12 protein-coding genes are annotated in these 12,955 nt (G+C 70.1%); 7 read left to right on the plus strand and 5 right to left on the minus strand.

Features of this window, described 5'->3' with window-relative positions; all coding sequences use genetic code 11:
• Nucleotides 1-345: 345 nt before the first annotated feature.
• From ACYQZ5_RS12625 to ACYQZ5_RS12635, 3 genes are all read left to right on the plus strand, one after another.
• Nucleotides 346-2,721, plus strand: a complete 2,376-nt coding sequence (locus ACYQZ5_RS12625) for a DUF2298 domain-containing protein (RefSeq protein WP_459846372.1) — start codon at nucleotides 346-348, stop codon at nucleotides 2,719-2,721.
• Between the two features lie 81 nt (nucleotides 2,722-2,802).
• The gene (locus tag ACYQZ5_RS12630; protein ID WP_459846374.1) at nucleotides 2,803-3,177 is read left to right on the plus strand and encodes a DUF5811 family protein; all 375 of its coding nucleotides are present in this window, start codon (nucleotides 2,803-2,805) and stop codon (nucleotides 3,175-3,177) included.
• A gap of 85 nt (nucleotides 3,178-3,262) precedes the next feature.
• Nucleotides 3,263-4,804 (plus strand): sensor histidine kinase, encoded by a 1,542-nt coding sequence (locus tag ACYQZ5_RS12635; protein WP_379818032.1) that lies wholly within the window; start codon nucleotides 3,263-3,265, stop codon nucleotides 4,802-4,804.
• A 103-nt stretch (nucleotides 4,805-4,907) separates the two neighbouring features.
• Here ACYQZ5_RS12635 and infB read toward each other — a convergent pair whose 3' ends face one another.
• Entirely contained in the window at nucleotides 4,908-6,728 is a 1,821-nt protein-coding gene (infB, locus tag ACYQZ5_RS12640) for a translation initiation factor IF-2 (RefSeq protein ID WP_379731438.1), read from the minus strand.
• Between the two features lie 133 nt (nucleotides 6,729-6,861).
• On the opposite strand from infB, the gene ACYQZ5_RS12645 reads away from it, so the two are divergent.
• Nucleotides 6,862-7,107: a PRC-barrel domain-containing protein gene (locus tag ACYQZ5_RS12645; protein WP_053947046.1), complete on the plus strand. Its 246-nt coding sequence runs from the start codon at nucleotides 6,862-6,864 to the stop codon at nucleotides 7,105-7,107.
• Between the two features lie 2 nt (nucleotides 7,108-7,109).
• The gene (locus tag ACYQZ5_RS12650; protein ID WP_379731437.1) at nucleotides 7,110-7,568 is read left to right on the plus strand and encodes an NOB1 family endonuclease; all 459 of its coding nucleotides are present in this window, start codon (nucleotides 7,110-7,112) and stop codon (nucleotides 7,566-7,568) included.
• Nucleotides 7,569-7,583: 15 nt separating this feature from the next.
• Here the strand turns inward: ACYQZ5_RS12650 and ACYQZ5_RS12655 are convergent, their stop codons facing one another.
• Both ACYQZ5_RS12655 and ACYQZ5_RS12660 read right to left on the minus strand, forming a co-directional pair.
• Nucleotides 7,584-8,297: a CPBP family intramembrane glutamic endopeptidase gene (locus ACYQZ5_RS12655; RefSeq protein WP_379731435.1), complete on the minus strand. Its 714-nt coding sequence runs from the start codon at nucleotides 8,295-8,297 to the stop codon at nucleotides 7,584-7,586.
• 46 nt (nucleotides 8,298-8,343) lie between these two features.
• On the minus strand, nucleotides 8,344-9,630 hold the full coding sequence (locus ACYQZ5_RS12660) for a glucose-6-phosphate isomerase (RefSeq protein ID WP_379731434.1): 1,287 nt from the start codon (nucleotides 9,628-9,630) through the stop codon (nucleotides 8,344-8,346).
• Nucleotides 9,631-10,282: 652 nt separating this feature from the next.
• Between ACYQZ5_RS12660 and ACYQZ5_RS12665 the strand changes: the two genes are divergently transcribed.
• Together ACYQZ5_RS12665 and ACYQZ5_RS12670 are read left to right on the plus strand one after the other, a co-directional pair.
• A complete protein-coding gene (locus ACYQZ5_RS12665) occupies nucleotides 10,283-10,741 on the plus strand; it encodes a universal stress protein (protein ID WP_459846378.1) in 459 nt (152 codons plus the stop codon).
• Nucleotides 10,742-10,794: 53 nt separating this feature from the next.
• Nucleotides 10,795-11,979 carry a DHH family phosphoesterase gene (locus ACYQZ5_RS12670; protein WP_379732396.1) on the plus strand — a complete coding sequence of 395 codons (1,185 nt, stop codon included), beginning with the start codon at nucleotides 10,795-10,797 and terminating at the stop codon, nucleotides 11,977-11,979.
• Nucleotides 11,980-12,010: 31 nt separating this feature from the next.
• On the opposite strand, the gene ACYQZ5_RS12675 is transcribed toward ACYQZ5_RS12670, so the two are convergent.
• Together ACYQZ5_RS12675 and ACYQZ5_RS12680 are read right to left on the minus strand one after the other, a co-directional pair.
• A complete protein-coding gene (locus ACYQZ5_RS12675; protein WP_379732395.1) occupies nucleotides 12,011-12,421 on the minus strand; it encodes a DUF7522 family protein in 411 nt (136 codons plus the stop codon).
• Between the two features lie 98 nt (nucleotides 12,422-12,519).
• Nucleotides 12,520-12,954 (minus strand): DUF5807 family protein, encoded by a 435-nt coding sequence (locus ACYQZ5_RS12680; RefSeq protein ID WP_379732394.1) that lies wholly within the window; start codon nucleotides 12,952-12,954, stop codon nucleotides 12,520-12,522.
• Between the last annotated feature and the right edge of the window lies 1 nt (nucleotide 12,955).

Here is a 12,955-nt window from a genome sequence, read left to right on the forward strand (position 1 = left end):
GAAAGCCCCTGCCCGCTCGGTTTTGGTTCTGTGCTCCGAAAAGGAGATTCACGACAGCAACATCGTGAAAGCCCCTGCCCGCTCGACGGCTGCGACTCGCTGCGCTCCTCGCTTCGCTGCGGTGCTTGCGTCGTCTCGCTCGTCGAGCGGGCAGCCCCTTTCAGTCCCGCCCGACCGCACAGCCCACACACCTCCCCAGCCGACTCACTCGCTCACTCCGTTCGCTCGTTCGTCCCTCGCGCTGAGGCGCGGCACAGGGCCGCGCCCGTTTCGCGCCACCGCATCCGCCGGTAGTGAGGGGCACGTCCCAGAAAGACCAAAACGATCCGCCCGTAGGGCTATCCCATGCAGTGGCTCCCCGTCCTCGCGTACCTCGCGCTCGTCGCGGCGTTCACGGCGCTGGGCGCGCCGATCGCCGCGGGGCTGTTCCGACACCTCCCCCGGAAGGGCGCCGCCTTCGCGCTCCCGACCGCGCTGGTACCGTTTGCGATCCTGATCTTCTGGATCGGCCAACTCACGTTCGGCCTCCACACGCTGGTGCTCGGACTCGGAATCGTCCTCGCCGGCTCGGTTCTCGCGTGGCGCCGCGGCGCCCGCCCGGACTGGCCCGCGGTGGCGGCGATGTACGGCGTGTTCGTCGTCGGCTTCGGGATCATGCTCGCGTTCCGGGCGGCCGACCCCGCGATCACCGCCGCCGCCGGCGAGCAGTTCCTCCACTTCGCGCTGGTCAACACGCTCGAACGCGCCGAACAGCTACCCCCTGAGGACGTCTGGTTCGCCGGGAAGCCGCTGCGGTACTACTACGGCACCCAACTGCAGGTCGCGAGCCTCGCGATGCTGACGGGGACCGCGATGCGCTACGGCTTCAACCTCGGCATCGCGACGTTCTACGGGATGCTGTTCGTCGTCGCCGCGGGCGTCGGCGGCGCGCTCGTCTCCCGCCGCGGCGGCTCCGTCCGCGTCGGCGGCGTCGCGGGCGCGTTCTTCGTCGCGCTCGGCGGCGCGGCGACCACGGCCGTCCGACTCGCCACGCCGTACCTCCCGGACTCGATCCGCGGAATCGTCGAACAGGCCGCGTTCGGCTTCGTCGCCCAGCGCTTCGAGGGCGGCGACCTCGCGGCGACCGTCGCGAACCTCTCCAAGCCGCTGGACTGGGGCTGGTGGTACACCCGCTACGTCGTCCCGGGGACGATCCAGGAGGTACCGCTGTACTCCTTCGTGAAGGCCGACCTCCACGGCCACACGTTCGCGAACCCCTACGTGCTGTTCGCCGGCGCCCTCGCCCTCGCGTACTACGCCACGCCCGCGGCCGAGCGAAAGCGCCGCCTCGCGCTCCTCTTCGGGGGCCTCGGCGCCGTCGCCGGCCTGTTCGGCTTTATGAACACGTGGTCGCTGCCGACCGCCGCGGGGCTGGCCGCGCTCGCGGTCGGCGCCGCCGACGCCCACCCGGCGACGCTGCTGCGCGATTCGCTGGCCGACCGTCTCCAGCCCGCTTCCGACCCAGAGAACCGCGCTGACTGGCTCGCACACGAACTCTGGCGGGTCGCGCTCGCGGCCGTCGCCGCGGGGATCGTCCTCGCGATCGGCGTCGCGATCGCCTCGCCGTTCCTGATCTTCGGCCACGTCCCGAGCAACGAGGGGATCGGCTTCCTGCCGCCGCGCAGCCCGCTGCCCGCGTTTCTCGTGATGTACGGCGGCCTCGTAACCGCGTTCGCGGCGTACGTCGTCGCCCGGGGCTGGCCCGCGGTCGACGACCTCCCGGCGCCGTGGCTCGCTGGCGCCGGCGCGCTCCTCCTCGGCGCCGTCGTCGCGGCCGCAGTGATCGAGAACTTCGCCGTGCTGGCGCTGCTCGGTACGCTGATCGTCGCCGGCTGGCTGCTCGTACGCTCGGGCCGGGCCGGCTTCGGGATGGTGCTGCTCGTGGCGGGCGCGGGGTTGCTCGCCGCGCTGGAGCTGGCCCACGCGCGCCTGCCGCTGATCGACAACCCGCGCTGGAACACGTCGCTGAAAGTCGGCGTGCAGGCGTGGACGCTGGGTGCGGCCGGCGCGGCCGCCGCGTCGGTCGCGCTGTTGCGGGAGCACGGCGGCCGGCTCGCGTCTCGCGTCGAAACGCTGGGCGACGACGGTTCGACTGCGCCCGGCTCCCGCGAGACGCTGACCTCGGCGCTGACCGTCGCGCTGGTCGTCGCCGTCGTGCTCGCGACGGCGGTGTTCCCGGTGATGATGATCGCCGCCGAGATCGGCGAACCGGTCGACGAGGGGCACTACGACCCCTCGCTCGACGGGATGAAGGCCGTCGAGAACTTCCACGCCAACGAGTACGAGGCGCTGCAGTGGCTCGACGACCGCTCCGGCCGGCCGACGATCGTCGAGGTGCCCGGCGACTCCTACGGCTGGACGAGTCCGGCGTCGACGTTCTCCGGGCTGCCGACCGTCGTGGGGTGGGACCACGAGGCCGAGTACCGGAGCATGGACGCCTACGAGCGCCGAGTCGGCCACGTCGACACCATCTACGCCGGCGACTGGGAGCGCGCCGCGGCGCTGCTCGAGCGCTACGACGTGACGTACGTCTACGTCGGGCCGAACGAGCGCGAGGTGTACGGCGACTCGCTGCGGTCGTTCGACCGCGAGGCGTTCTCGGTCGCGTTCGAGGGCGGCGCGGTGACGATCTACGAGGTCGACCACGACGCGCTCGCGGAATCGACGGACGGCAGTTCCTGAGCCCAGCACGGCGCCGTGGCCGGGTTCGAGAGCTTCCACCGCCGGTGACTTTATCAGTGGATACCGCCAAAGGCGGGCAAGATGAACGGCACAGATTTCGCCGGTGCGCCGGGTATCATCGGTGGCTCCTCGAACGACGTCGAACTCTCTCCCGACGAGAAGCGCGGGCTGCGGCGCGCCGTCGCCGGAATCGTCTCCCGTACCGAGTCCTACCTCCCCGACGGCTACGTCGTCGGCTCCGAACTCACCTACGGCTCCGACGGCCCGGAGGCGACCGTCGCCGTTCGCCCGCCGGCGGGCCACCCCGTCAGCGCGGGGTTCCAGCCCGACGCCGACGACATCGAGGCCGGCCTCGACGACGCCGACCGCGACGAGGTCGCGAAGGGACTCGCCGCGAGCGCCGCCGCACAGGTGATGTACGCCATGGGCGACGACCCCGTTCCGGTCGCCCGGTAACCCGGATGAACCGATCGAGCGCGCGCCGGCTTCGAACCGAGCGACACCGAGCGACCGCCTCGGTCCCCCGTGGTCGGGCGACGACGTGAACGACTCGACCGCCGCGGCCGCGCTCGACGCCGTCGACGCACTGTTCTTCGTCCTCGAGGACGGCCGAATCGCGGAGTGGAACACCGCGACCGACGAAGCGACCGCCGAACAGTCGCTCGCGGACCGGCCGTTCGCCGCGCTGTTCGACGACAGCGACGCGGTCGAGCACGCGATCGAACGCGCCGCCGCGTCGGGCGACGCCACCGTCGAAGCGGAGTTCCCCGGCGCCGGCTGCGCCTACGAGTTCGAACTGGAGCGCCTCGACGACGGCCGGATCGCCGTACTGGGACACGACATCAGCGAGCGGCAGGCCCAGCGCCGCGAACTGGAGAAGCGCGAGCGCGTCCTCAAGCGGACCCACGAGGTGATCGCCGACGGTGACCGCTCGTTCGACGAGCAGATCCGGGCGCTGCTCGGACTCGCCCGCGAGGAACTGGGGCTGGCCGCCGGCTCGCTCTCGCGGGTCCGGGGCGAGGAGACCGACTTCGAGATCGTCGACGGCGGCGGCCCGATCCGGGAGCGGGAGTCGATCCCGGTCGACGAGACGTTCTGTGACGTGGTCGTCGCGGACCGGGAGACGCTGGTGATCAACGACGCGCGCAGCGACGACCGGGTGGTCGACCGCGACACCCACGCCGACCGCGGGGTCGCCTGCTACCTCGGCGCGCCGGTCTACCTCGGCGACGAGGTGTACGGCTCGCTGTGTTTCTACGACACCGAGGCCCGGAGCGTGGAGTTCTCGCCGTGGGACGTGACGCTCGTGGACCTGCTGGCCCAGTGGGTGAGCTACGAGCTCCGGCGCCGGCGGGACACCGAACGCCTGCGCCAGCAGAACGAGAAGCTCGATCGCTTCGCCTCGATCGTCTCCCACGACCTCCGGAACCCCCTGAACGTGGTCTCGGGGTCGCTCGAACTCGCCAAGGAGACCGGCGACGCGGAGCACTTCGACCGCGCCGAGAGCGGGGTCGCCCGGATGGAGACGCTGATCGACGACATGCTTGCACTCGCACGGGCGGGCGACGCCATCGACGACACCGAACCCGTCGAACTCGCGTCGGTCGCCCGCGAGTCGTGGTCGGGCGTCGACACCGGCACGGCGACGCTGACGATTGCGACCGAGAGCACGATACTCGCTGACCGGGACCGGCTCCGGCAGTTACTGGAGAACCTCTTCCGGAACGCGATCGAGCACAGCTCGACCGACTCCCGGCAGGGGGAAAACGGCGGGTCGGCCGACGAGACCCCGACGCCGACGACCGACGGCGGCAGCCTCACCGTCACGGTCGGCGACGTGACCGAGGACGGGCACGTCGTGGGGTTCTACGTCGCCGACGACGGGGTCGGGATCGACGCCGACAGCCGCGAGGACGTGTTCGAGAGCGGCTTTACCACCTCGGAGGACGGCACCGGCTTCGGCCTCGCGATCGTCGGGGAGATCACCGACGCCCACGGCTGGGACGTGTCGCTGGTCGAGGGCGAGGACGGCGGCGCGCGGTTCGAGTTCACGGGCGTCGAACTGGTCGAAAACGAGAACTGATCGGCGTCTCGCGGCCGGTCGGCTGTTAGTTGCTACACGATCACGGCATCGGCTCCGTGCGACCGACATGGCGTCGGTCGCCGGTCGCTCGCCGTGATCGGCGTTATTTCCCCCAGAACGGATCGCGCTTCCGCATCTTCTCCAGATACGCGTTCAGCGCCTCGCGCTCGTCGGCCGGAATCTCCTCTTTGAGTTCCTGTTCGAGGATCTTCGCGTGTTTCTCGGGGAGGTCGATCCAGAGCTCGTCGCCCTCCTCGATGTCCCGACCGACGGTCGGGCCGTCGATGGCGACGCTGACGCGACTGCCCGCGCGGGCCTCGTCCACGTCCTCGCCCTGCTCCTGCATCCCGGAGAGCTCGCCGACGCGGACCGTCTCGCCGTCCTCGAACTTCGCGACGCGGCGGTTGTTCTCGATCGTGCCCGAGAGGATCTCGACGCCGACGACCGCGGGGTCGTTCTGTCGGAACGTGTGGTCCTCGAGGATGCGGAACCGCGCGGGGCGGTGGATCTTGTCGAGCACCGTCTCCTGCTGTTCGCGCTGGCGCTCCTCGACGTACTGCTCGTAGTCCTCGACGAGCTGGTAGATCACGTCGTGGTTGAACAGCTTCACGTCCTGCTGGTCGATCTCGCGCTCGGCGTCGGGCAGCACGTCGACGTTGAAGCCGAGGATCACGCGGTGCTCGGCCTCGTTGGCGGTGCTCGCGACCGCCACGTCACGCGGCGCCACGTCGCCCACTTCTGCGCGGAGGATCGGGATCTCCGCCTCCCGCAGCGCGTTGGCCATCGCCTCCAGGCTGCCGAGCGTGTCGGCCTTGACCACCACGCCCTCGTCGGCGGTGTCGACCTCGATCTCGGAGAGCTCCTCCTCGACCTCGGCGATCACGTCCTCGAGGTGCCGGCCGCGGACGACCCGGACCGGCGCGCCGGCCATCGCGTCGTCGAGGTCCGGCGCCGCGACCTTCACGCCGGAGGCCGCCTGCACCGAGTCGAGGCGCTCGAACTCCGCTTCCGTGCGGATCTCCGAGAGCGCCTTCGGGCGCAGCAGCGCGCGGACCTCCGTCACGATCGGGCTCTCGACGCCGCCGACGACGATCCGGTCGCCCTCCTCGATCGTCCCGTCGTACAGCACCACGTCGAGCGTGGCGCCGAACCCCTTCTCGTCTTTCACTTCGAGCACCGTCCCCTTCCCCGGACCCTGGAGGTCGACCTCCATCTCCGTCTTCATGTAGCGCTGGGAGAGACCCATCAGCACCGCGAGCAGGTCGGGGATTCCCTCCCCGGTCATCGCGGAGACGGGGACGACACCGATGTTGCCCTGGAAGTTCTGGACGCGCCAGTAGAGGTCCGCCGAGAAGCCGGCGTCAGAAAGCTCGCCGATGATCTCGTAGAGGTTCTCGTCGAGCCGCTCGCGGGCGCGGTCGGTCTGGCTCTCGTACGTCTGCTGGACCGGCGCATCTGCCTGTGGGTTCCAGCCGGGCGTGGTGTCGATCTTGTTCGCCGCGACAACGAAGGGGGTGCCGGTTCGCTGGAGGATGTCCAGCGCCTCCTCGGTCTGGGGCTGGAAACCGTCGTTCACGTCGACGACGAGGACCGCGATGTCCGCGAGCGCGCCGCCGCGGGCCCGCAGCGTCGAGAACGAGTGGTGGCCCGGCGTGTCGATGAACAGCAGTCCGGGCAGGTCGAAGTCGTCGGCCATCACGAGGTCGCCGGCCATCGACGACACCGTGTCCAGCGGGACGGCGGTGGCGCCGATGTGCTGGGTGATGGCGCCGGCCTCGCCCTCGCTGACGGCCGAGCCCCGCACCTTGTCGAGCAGGCTCGTCTTCCCGTGGTCGACGTGGCCGAGCACGGCGACGATGGGCGTCCGGAGCGATCCGGGGTCGGTAGCAGCGTCCGCGTCAGTGTCAGAGTTGGCGTCGGGCATCGAAAATCACCGAGAGAACGTCTCTTGGCTGTGGAGAGTCGCGGGCGCCAGTTACCTGTTTCGACTCTCCGTCCACTCCCAGCCCGCGGTCGGCCCCGTGGCGTTTATTGCGCCACGGCCAGTTTAGCCGCGCATGGCCGACATACTCGCCGAGAACCTCTCGGGGAAGGCAGTCATGGGCTCGGACGGTACCGAGCTGGGCATGCTGTACAACATCACGATGGACCTCAAGACGGGCGAGCTTCACGACCTGCTCGTCTCGCCCAACGAGGACACCCCGCGCGGGAAAGTCAACTTCGAGCGCGACGAAGGCGGTCGGTTCCGGGTACCCGTCTCCCGGGTGCAGGCCGTGAAGGACTACATCGTCGTCCAACGCTAAGGATGGAGGTCCTCGACACGTCCGCGTTCATCCACGAGTACCACACCGACGACGAGCAGGTCTCCATCCCCCTCGTCAAAGAGGAGCTGGAGGGCGGCAACGAGTACCGCTTCGACGCGATGGAGGGCGCGGGGATGGAACTCCACCTCCCTGCCGACGAGACCGTCGACCGCGTGCGCCGGGCCGCCGGCGAGACTGGCGACGCCGACGAGCTCTCCGAGACGGACACGCGCCTGCTCGCGACGGCGTTCGAACTCAGCGCCACGCTGGTCACCGACGACTACGCGATGCAGAACGTCGCCGAGAAGCTCGACGTGGCCGTGCAGGTGATCGCCCGCGAGGGGATCGAGGAGGAACGCGAGTGGACGTTCCAGTGTGCCGGCTGCGGCCGCGAGTTCGACGACGACCGCGAGCGCTGCCCGATCTGCGGCAGCGACCTGAGCCGGAAGAACCCCGCCTGATTCTCACGGACCGAGCTACGCTACCTGCCAGTACTGGATCGCGTACAACACCGCGTTGTAGCCGCCGTGAGCGACGGCTGGCACCAGCAGGTTCCCGGTCCGCTCGTAGAGGTAGCCGAGCAGGATCCCCAGCAGGAACGAGAACGCGACGTACGCCAGCGCGCCGCTCCCGCCGCCGATGTAGTGCATCGAGCCGAACAGCGCGCTCGCGCCGACGATCGACGACCACGGACCCCACCCCCGGCGCAACACGCCCTGCAGCCCGCCACGGACCAGTAGCTCCTCGGCCGGGCCGACCACCAGCAGCGAGACGGGCACCATCCAGAGGAAGTAGACGGGGGCGTGGGTCGCCGGATCGAGCGCGGGGTTCTGTGAGGGCGCGACGCCGATCAGCGAGAACGCCCAGAGCACGACGTACTGGCCGACGAGGAGGGCGACGACGGCGCCGACCGTGATCGCCGCCCCCCGGCGGTCCGGTAGCTCCCACGAGAGCAGCGTCCGGTCCCCCTCGGCGACGGCGAACAGCGCGACCGGGACGACGAAGCCGACGTATCGGACGACGGTGCCGACGATCTGGTACGCCGTCGTCCCCTCGGCGACCCCCAGCGTCGACGCGGCGCCGATCCACAGCGAACTCCCGAGGCTGAGGCCGAGCACCCCCGCGATAAACAGCGTGATCGCCTGTCCGATCCGGAGCAGCCGGGAGTCCCCGACCGGCGACTGGCTCATCGCCCGAAGCAAGCGCCCGGCCGGGCAAAGCGGTGACGGTCGCCCGCTACTCGACGACCAGCCGATCCTTCCCGCGGACGGCGTCGGCTTCCGCGAACTCGCCGCCGCCGAGCAGGCCGCGTGCGGCCTTCTTCCCCCACTCCACGGCGGGCTGGGTGAACGTCGAGAGGTCGGCGAGCTCGCCGTAGCAGATGCAGGCGGCCTCCATCCCGAACAGCAGTTCGCCCAGCCCGCGCTCGTCGACGCGGTCGATCTCGATCCGGACGTTCGGGCAGTCCGCGGCCGTGAGGCTCGCCTCCGTGGCCTCGAACTCGGCGTCGAGCAGCGTGCCGAGCGACTGGCCGCCGAGGTAGGACAGCCCCTCCAAGTCGGTCTCGGGAATCCCGCGGTCCGCGCGCTCGGTCGGGCGGACGAGCGTGACGAGCTTGTCCCGCGGGCCGGCGCGGTACAGTTGGAGCTGTGAGTGCTGGTCGGTCGCGCCGAGCGCGCGGGCGGGCGTCTGGCCCTGCCCGTCCTTCCCCAGACTTTCGGCCCACAACTGCGCGAACCACTCCGCGAACGTCTCCAGCGACTCCGCGTACGGCATGAACGCGTTCGTCAGCGCGCCTCGCTCGGCCAGCGCGTAGGTGGTCGCGCCGTAGGCGTAGGCGGGCGAGTCGTACAGCGACCCCGCGAGACGGTCGCGCTCGTCGGCGGCACCGGCGAGGACGGCCTCGATGTCGTGGCCCTGAATCGCCGCGGCGGCGAGCCCGACCGTCGAGAGCACGGAGAAGCGACCCGGAACGCCCTCGGGCACGTCGAGCGCGGGCAGGTCGTGCTTCTCGGCGAGGCTTCGGAGGTTCCCCTCCGGTCCCGTGGTGACGAACGTCCGCTCGGTCCAGTCGACGCCCGCTCGCTCCATCGCGTCCCGGACGACGAGGAAGTTCGACAGCGTCTCCGCCGTGGTGCCGGAGTTCGAGACGACGTTGACGGCCGTTCGGGAGAGATCGAGCGAGTCGAGCAGCCGGGTGGTGTGCTCGGGGTCGACGTTGTCGAGGACGTAGGCGTCAACGTCGCTTTCGAGCGCGTTCGAGAGCGTCGCCGCGCCGAGCGCGCTGCCGCCGATGCCGACCGTGAGCACCGCCTCGCTGTCGGAGAACGGGGCGACGGCGTTGCGGATCGCGTCGGGGTCGGCCGTCTCGGGGAGGTTCAGCGATCGGTAGCCGAACTCCCGGTCGGCCATGGCGTCGGTGATGCGTTCGTGGGCCGCGGCCACGTCGGCGTCCAGTTCGTCGAGGGCGTCGCGGGTGAGTTCGGGGTCGCCGCCGAGGGCGTTGCCGATGTCGGTGTGCATGAGTGGAGTGGTGGGTGGTAGGGGGAAGTAGCTTCTGAGACAGCAGCAGCGACGGCGACAGCATCTGGTTCGGTGGCTTCTGAGACAGCAACAGCGATAGCGACAGCATCTCGTTCGTACACTTCTGGAACAGCAACCGCGACAGCATCTCGATGTTTGACCACTTGCGACCGCAGGGTGCCGGGCATGAAGCCCGGCACAGCGCCGAGTCCCCACCCCTCCCCCGCGGGCCGGCGACCGGTGCCGGCCCGCGGCGTCCACCGCTCCGCCACCGCACCGCCGTGGCGGTCGGCGCGCGACGTGAGCGCCTCCGTGCGCGAACGAGCGCGCGAGGGACGAGGGAGCGAACGGACGTGAGCGACCGAGTCGGTTGGGGAGGTCTGTGGGCTGTGCGGTCGGGCGGGACTGAAAGGGGCTGCCCGCTCGGCGAAGCACGACGACGCAAGCACCGCAGCGAAGCGAGGAGCACAGCGAGTCGCGCGAGCCGAGCGGGCAGGGGCTTTCACGGTGTTGCTGACCCAGCAGTCTCCTCATAAGCAAAAACACCTGAAGCAGGCAGAGAGGACCACACCGAACCCAGCAAGAGGTCCGAACCCACAGAGAACGAATCAGGCCCGTCGGAGTTATCCCTCCCCGCACGAACCGAACGCGTATGTTCGACACCTTGGTCATCGCCACCGACGGCTCCGAGAGCGTCCAGCGGGCGGTCGACGTGGCGCTCGACTTCGCCGAGCGGTTCGACGCCGACGTGCACGCGCTGTTCGTCGTCGACGAAGGCCAGATCGAGTCCTCGCCGGAGAACGTCCGCGAGCAGCTCCGCGCCGGGCTGGAGGACGACGGCGAGAACGCCGTCGCCGAGGTCGCGACCCGCGCCGAGAGCAGCGTGACCACCGCGGTCCGGGAGGGCCGGCCGGCGGCGGCGATCTCCGACTACGCCCGCGAGGTCGACGCCGACGTGGTCGCGACGGGCACCCGCGGGCGCCACGGCGAGAACCGCTACCTGATCGGTGGCGTCGCCGAGAGCGTCGTGCGGCGCTGCCCCGTCCCCGTCCTGACCGTCCGACAGTTGGAGAACGGAGCCGACGGCGGGACGGACGCCCCGGCCGCGTAGCTCCGGTTCCGGCGTTCCACGGCGCTTATACCCCGGCTCGCCGACCCTCGGGTATGGACGACGAACTCATCGAGACGAGCGAGCTCTCGCTGCACCGGCGCTCGCTGCTGCCCGGGAAGGGCTTTTTCTACCCGGACTCGCTGGAGGAGGACCGAACCGAGGAGCGGATCGCCGAGGCCGTCGACGGCGCCGAAACGGTCGTGATCACCGACTCCGACGCCGACGGGCTGGGCTGTGTCGCGCTGCTCCGCGAGGCCCGCGACGCCGCGCTCGACGTGGCACCGTTCGAGGAGGCGCTGGCTCAGGAGATGGCCGACGAGGAGCCGGACGACGAGGACGACGAGAAAGGCGAGGACGAAGAAGAACCCCACGAGCGCTCGACGGTCGCGCTGGTCGCGTCCGGCCCGGGCGACATCGAGGACTCCCTCGAACTGGTCGCCGAGTACGTCGAGGCGGGGGCGGACCTGTTCGTCTGTGACATCTGCCCGGACAGCTACGAGTACATCGCCGACGATCTGGAGACGCTGGTCGATCGCTGCGGCGAGGTGCGGTGGTTCGACCACCACCAGTGGGGCGAGGAGCTGGAGCAGAGCGTCCGCGACGCCGGCGTCGACCTCGTGATCGGCGACAGCGAGGAGGAGTGTACGACCGACGTGGCGCTGCGCTCGCTCGACTACGAGTTCGACGAGCGCTACGCCGAACTCGCCGAGGTCACCCGGGACCACGACCTCTGGCTCAAGCAGGACGAGCGCAGCGACGACCTCGCGGACTACGCCTACTGGAGCGGTCCCGAGGAGTACGCCACCATCGTCGGCGAGTACGGCGCCGCGCTGCCGGAGACGGTGCTCGACTACGTGGAACACCGCCGCGTAGAGAAGGAGCGCCGCATCGAGGCCGCGGTCTCGCGGGCGAACGAGCGACAGATCGGCGACTGGACGGTCGGCTTCACGTACGGCCGCTGCTCGCAGAACGAGGTCGCCGAGACGCTGCGGGAGCAGGGCTGCGACGCCGCGGTGATCGTCAAGCCCTCCGGCAGCGCGTCGATCCGCGGCTCGGAGGGGTTCGAGCGCTGCCACGAGGTCGCCGGACAGGTCAACGGCGGTGGCCACCCGAAGGCCGCGGGCTGCAAGCCCGACATCTACGACGACATGCTCGACATGGCCCAGCACTGGACGACCGAGGGGCAGGCCGCGCGGACGGTGATCCGACGGGCGTTCGAGGAGCTAGCGGCGGAGTAGAACGGAAGCACGCCCGGGATTGATCGACAGGTCAGTCGTCTGCGGCGGTAGCACGGTACGCCGAGGCGGACGGCGACTGGAGGATCGACATCGCCCGCGTGACGAATCCCGCGAGCCGGCGGGCGGCGTCCCGGTCGATCGAGACGAGCGTCCCCGCCGTGGGTCCCTCCGGGAAGTGCAGAATGACCCCGTCCTCGTGCACTTCGGTCGTCGCGCGTGCGGCCCCGAGGGGCGGGTAGTCCTCCTCCCGGAGCAACGCCTGCGTGTCCCGAGCGCGCTCGACGATATCCGGGAGTTGGTTGTGTAAGCGGTCAGTTGCGAGGTCGTCGCGGACGTACAGCGTCTCCCAGTCGTCCCCTTCGTAGTGGAACGCCGTTCGGTATGCATCCCCCGCCCGATCCTTGACGAACTGGTGTAGCTCCCGGTGGTGCTCCTCGGTCATCATCGGGAGAGTTCACGGCGAAGACTGTTTTTCTTTGTGGCTCGTTGAAAAATTCGGAGAGTCAACTCGTACCGACCCGCGCCGGCCGGTTCGTCGCTCTACTCGCCGGACCGACTCCCGACGACCCACTTCTCGGAGTACGACTCCCCGCAGGCACACTTCGCGTAGGCGTGAATCACGTCGCCGTCGGCGTACAGCCCGCCGACTTCGGGGTTCTCGGCCTCGGCGAACGCGAACACGTACTGGACCTCGTGCTCGTCGCCGTCGCCCTCCGGACACTCGCCGCCCGAAAGGTCGGCGTCGACGCTGCCGCCCTCGCCCATCGCCTCCTTCGCGAACTCCATCGCGTCCTGCCCGGTTCCGGCGTTGAACAGCTTCCGTCCCTGGTCGCCGGGCCGGACGAGCACGACGCCGCCGTCGACTTCCTCGCCGGCGTCGGCCAGCTTGCCCGCCTCGTCCAACTGATCCTCGGCGAGGAACAGCGCCACGTCCTCCAGCCGCTCGCCCGCGAGGAACTCCGAGAGCTTGCTCATA

Source organism: Halolamina salina (assembly GCF_054653455.1).

Coding starts and splice junctions, on each gene's coding strand:
- ACYQZ5_RS12625 (WP_459846372.1), top strand. CDS start 346: ATGCAGTGGCTCCCCGTCCTCGCGTACCTCGCGCTCGTCGCGGCGTTC.
- ACYQZ5_RS12630 (WP_459846374.1), top strand. CDS start 2,803: ATGAACGGCACAGATTTCGCCGGTGCGCCGGGTATCATCGGTGGCTCC.
- infB (WP_379731438.1), bottom strand. CDS start 6,728: ATGCCCGACGCCAACTCTGACACTGACGCGGACGCTGCTACCGACCCC.
- ACYQZ5_RS12645 (WP_053947046.1), top strand. CDS start 6,862: ATGGCCGACATACTCGCCGAGAACCTCTCGGGGAAGGCAGTCATGGGC.
- ACYQZ5_RS12650 (WP_379731437.1), top strand. CDS start 7,110: ATGGAGGTCCTCGACACGTCCGCGTTCATCCACGAGTACCACACCGAC.
- ACYQZ5_RS12655 (WP_379731435.1), bottom strand. CDS start 8,297: ATGAGCCAGTCGCCGGTCGGGGACTCCCGGCTGCTCCGGATCGGACAG.
- ACYQZ5_RS12660 (WP_379731434.1), bottom strand. CDS start 9,630: ATGCACACCGACATCGGCAACGCCCTCGGCGGCGACCCCGAACTCACC.
- ACYQZ5_RS12665 (WP_459846378.1), top strand. CDS start 10,283: ATGTTCGACACCTTGGTCATCGCCACCGACGGCTCCGAGAGCGTCCAG.
- ACYQZ5_RS12670 (WP_379732396.1), top strand. CDS start 10,795: ATGGACGACGAACTCATCGAGACGAGCGAGCTCTCGCTGCACCGGCGC.
- ACYQZ5_RS12675 (WP_379732395.1), bottom strand. CDS start 12,421: ATGACCGAGGAGCACCACCGGGAGCTACACCAGTTCGTCAAGGATCGG.
- ACYQZ5_RS12680 (WP_379732394.1), bottom strand. CDS start 12,954: ATGAGCAAGCTCTCGGAGTTCCTCGCGGGCGAGCGGCTGGAGGACGTG.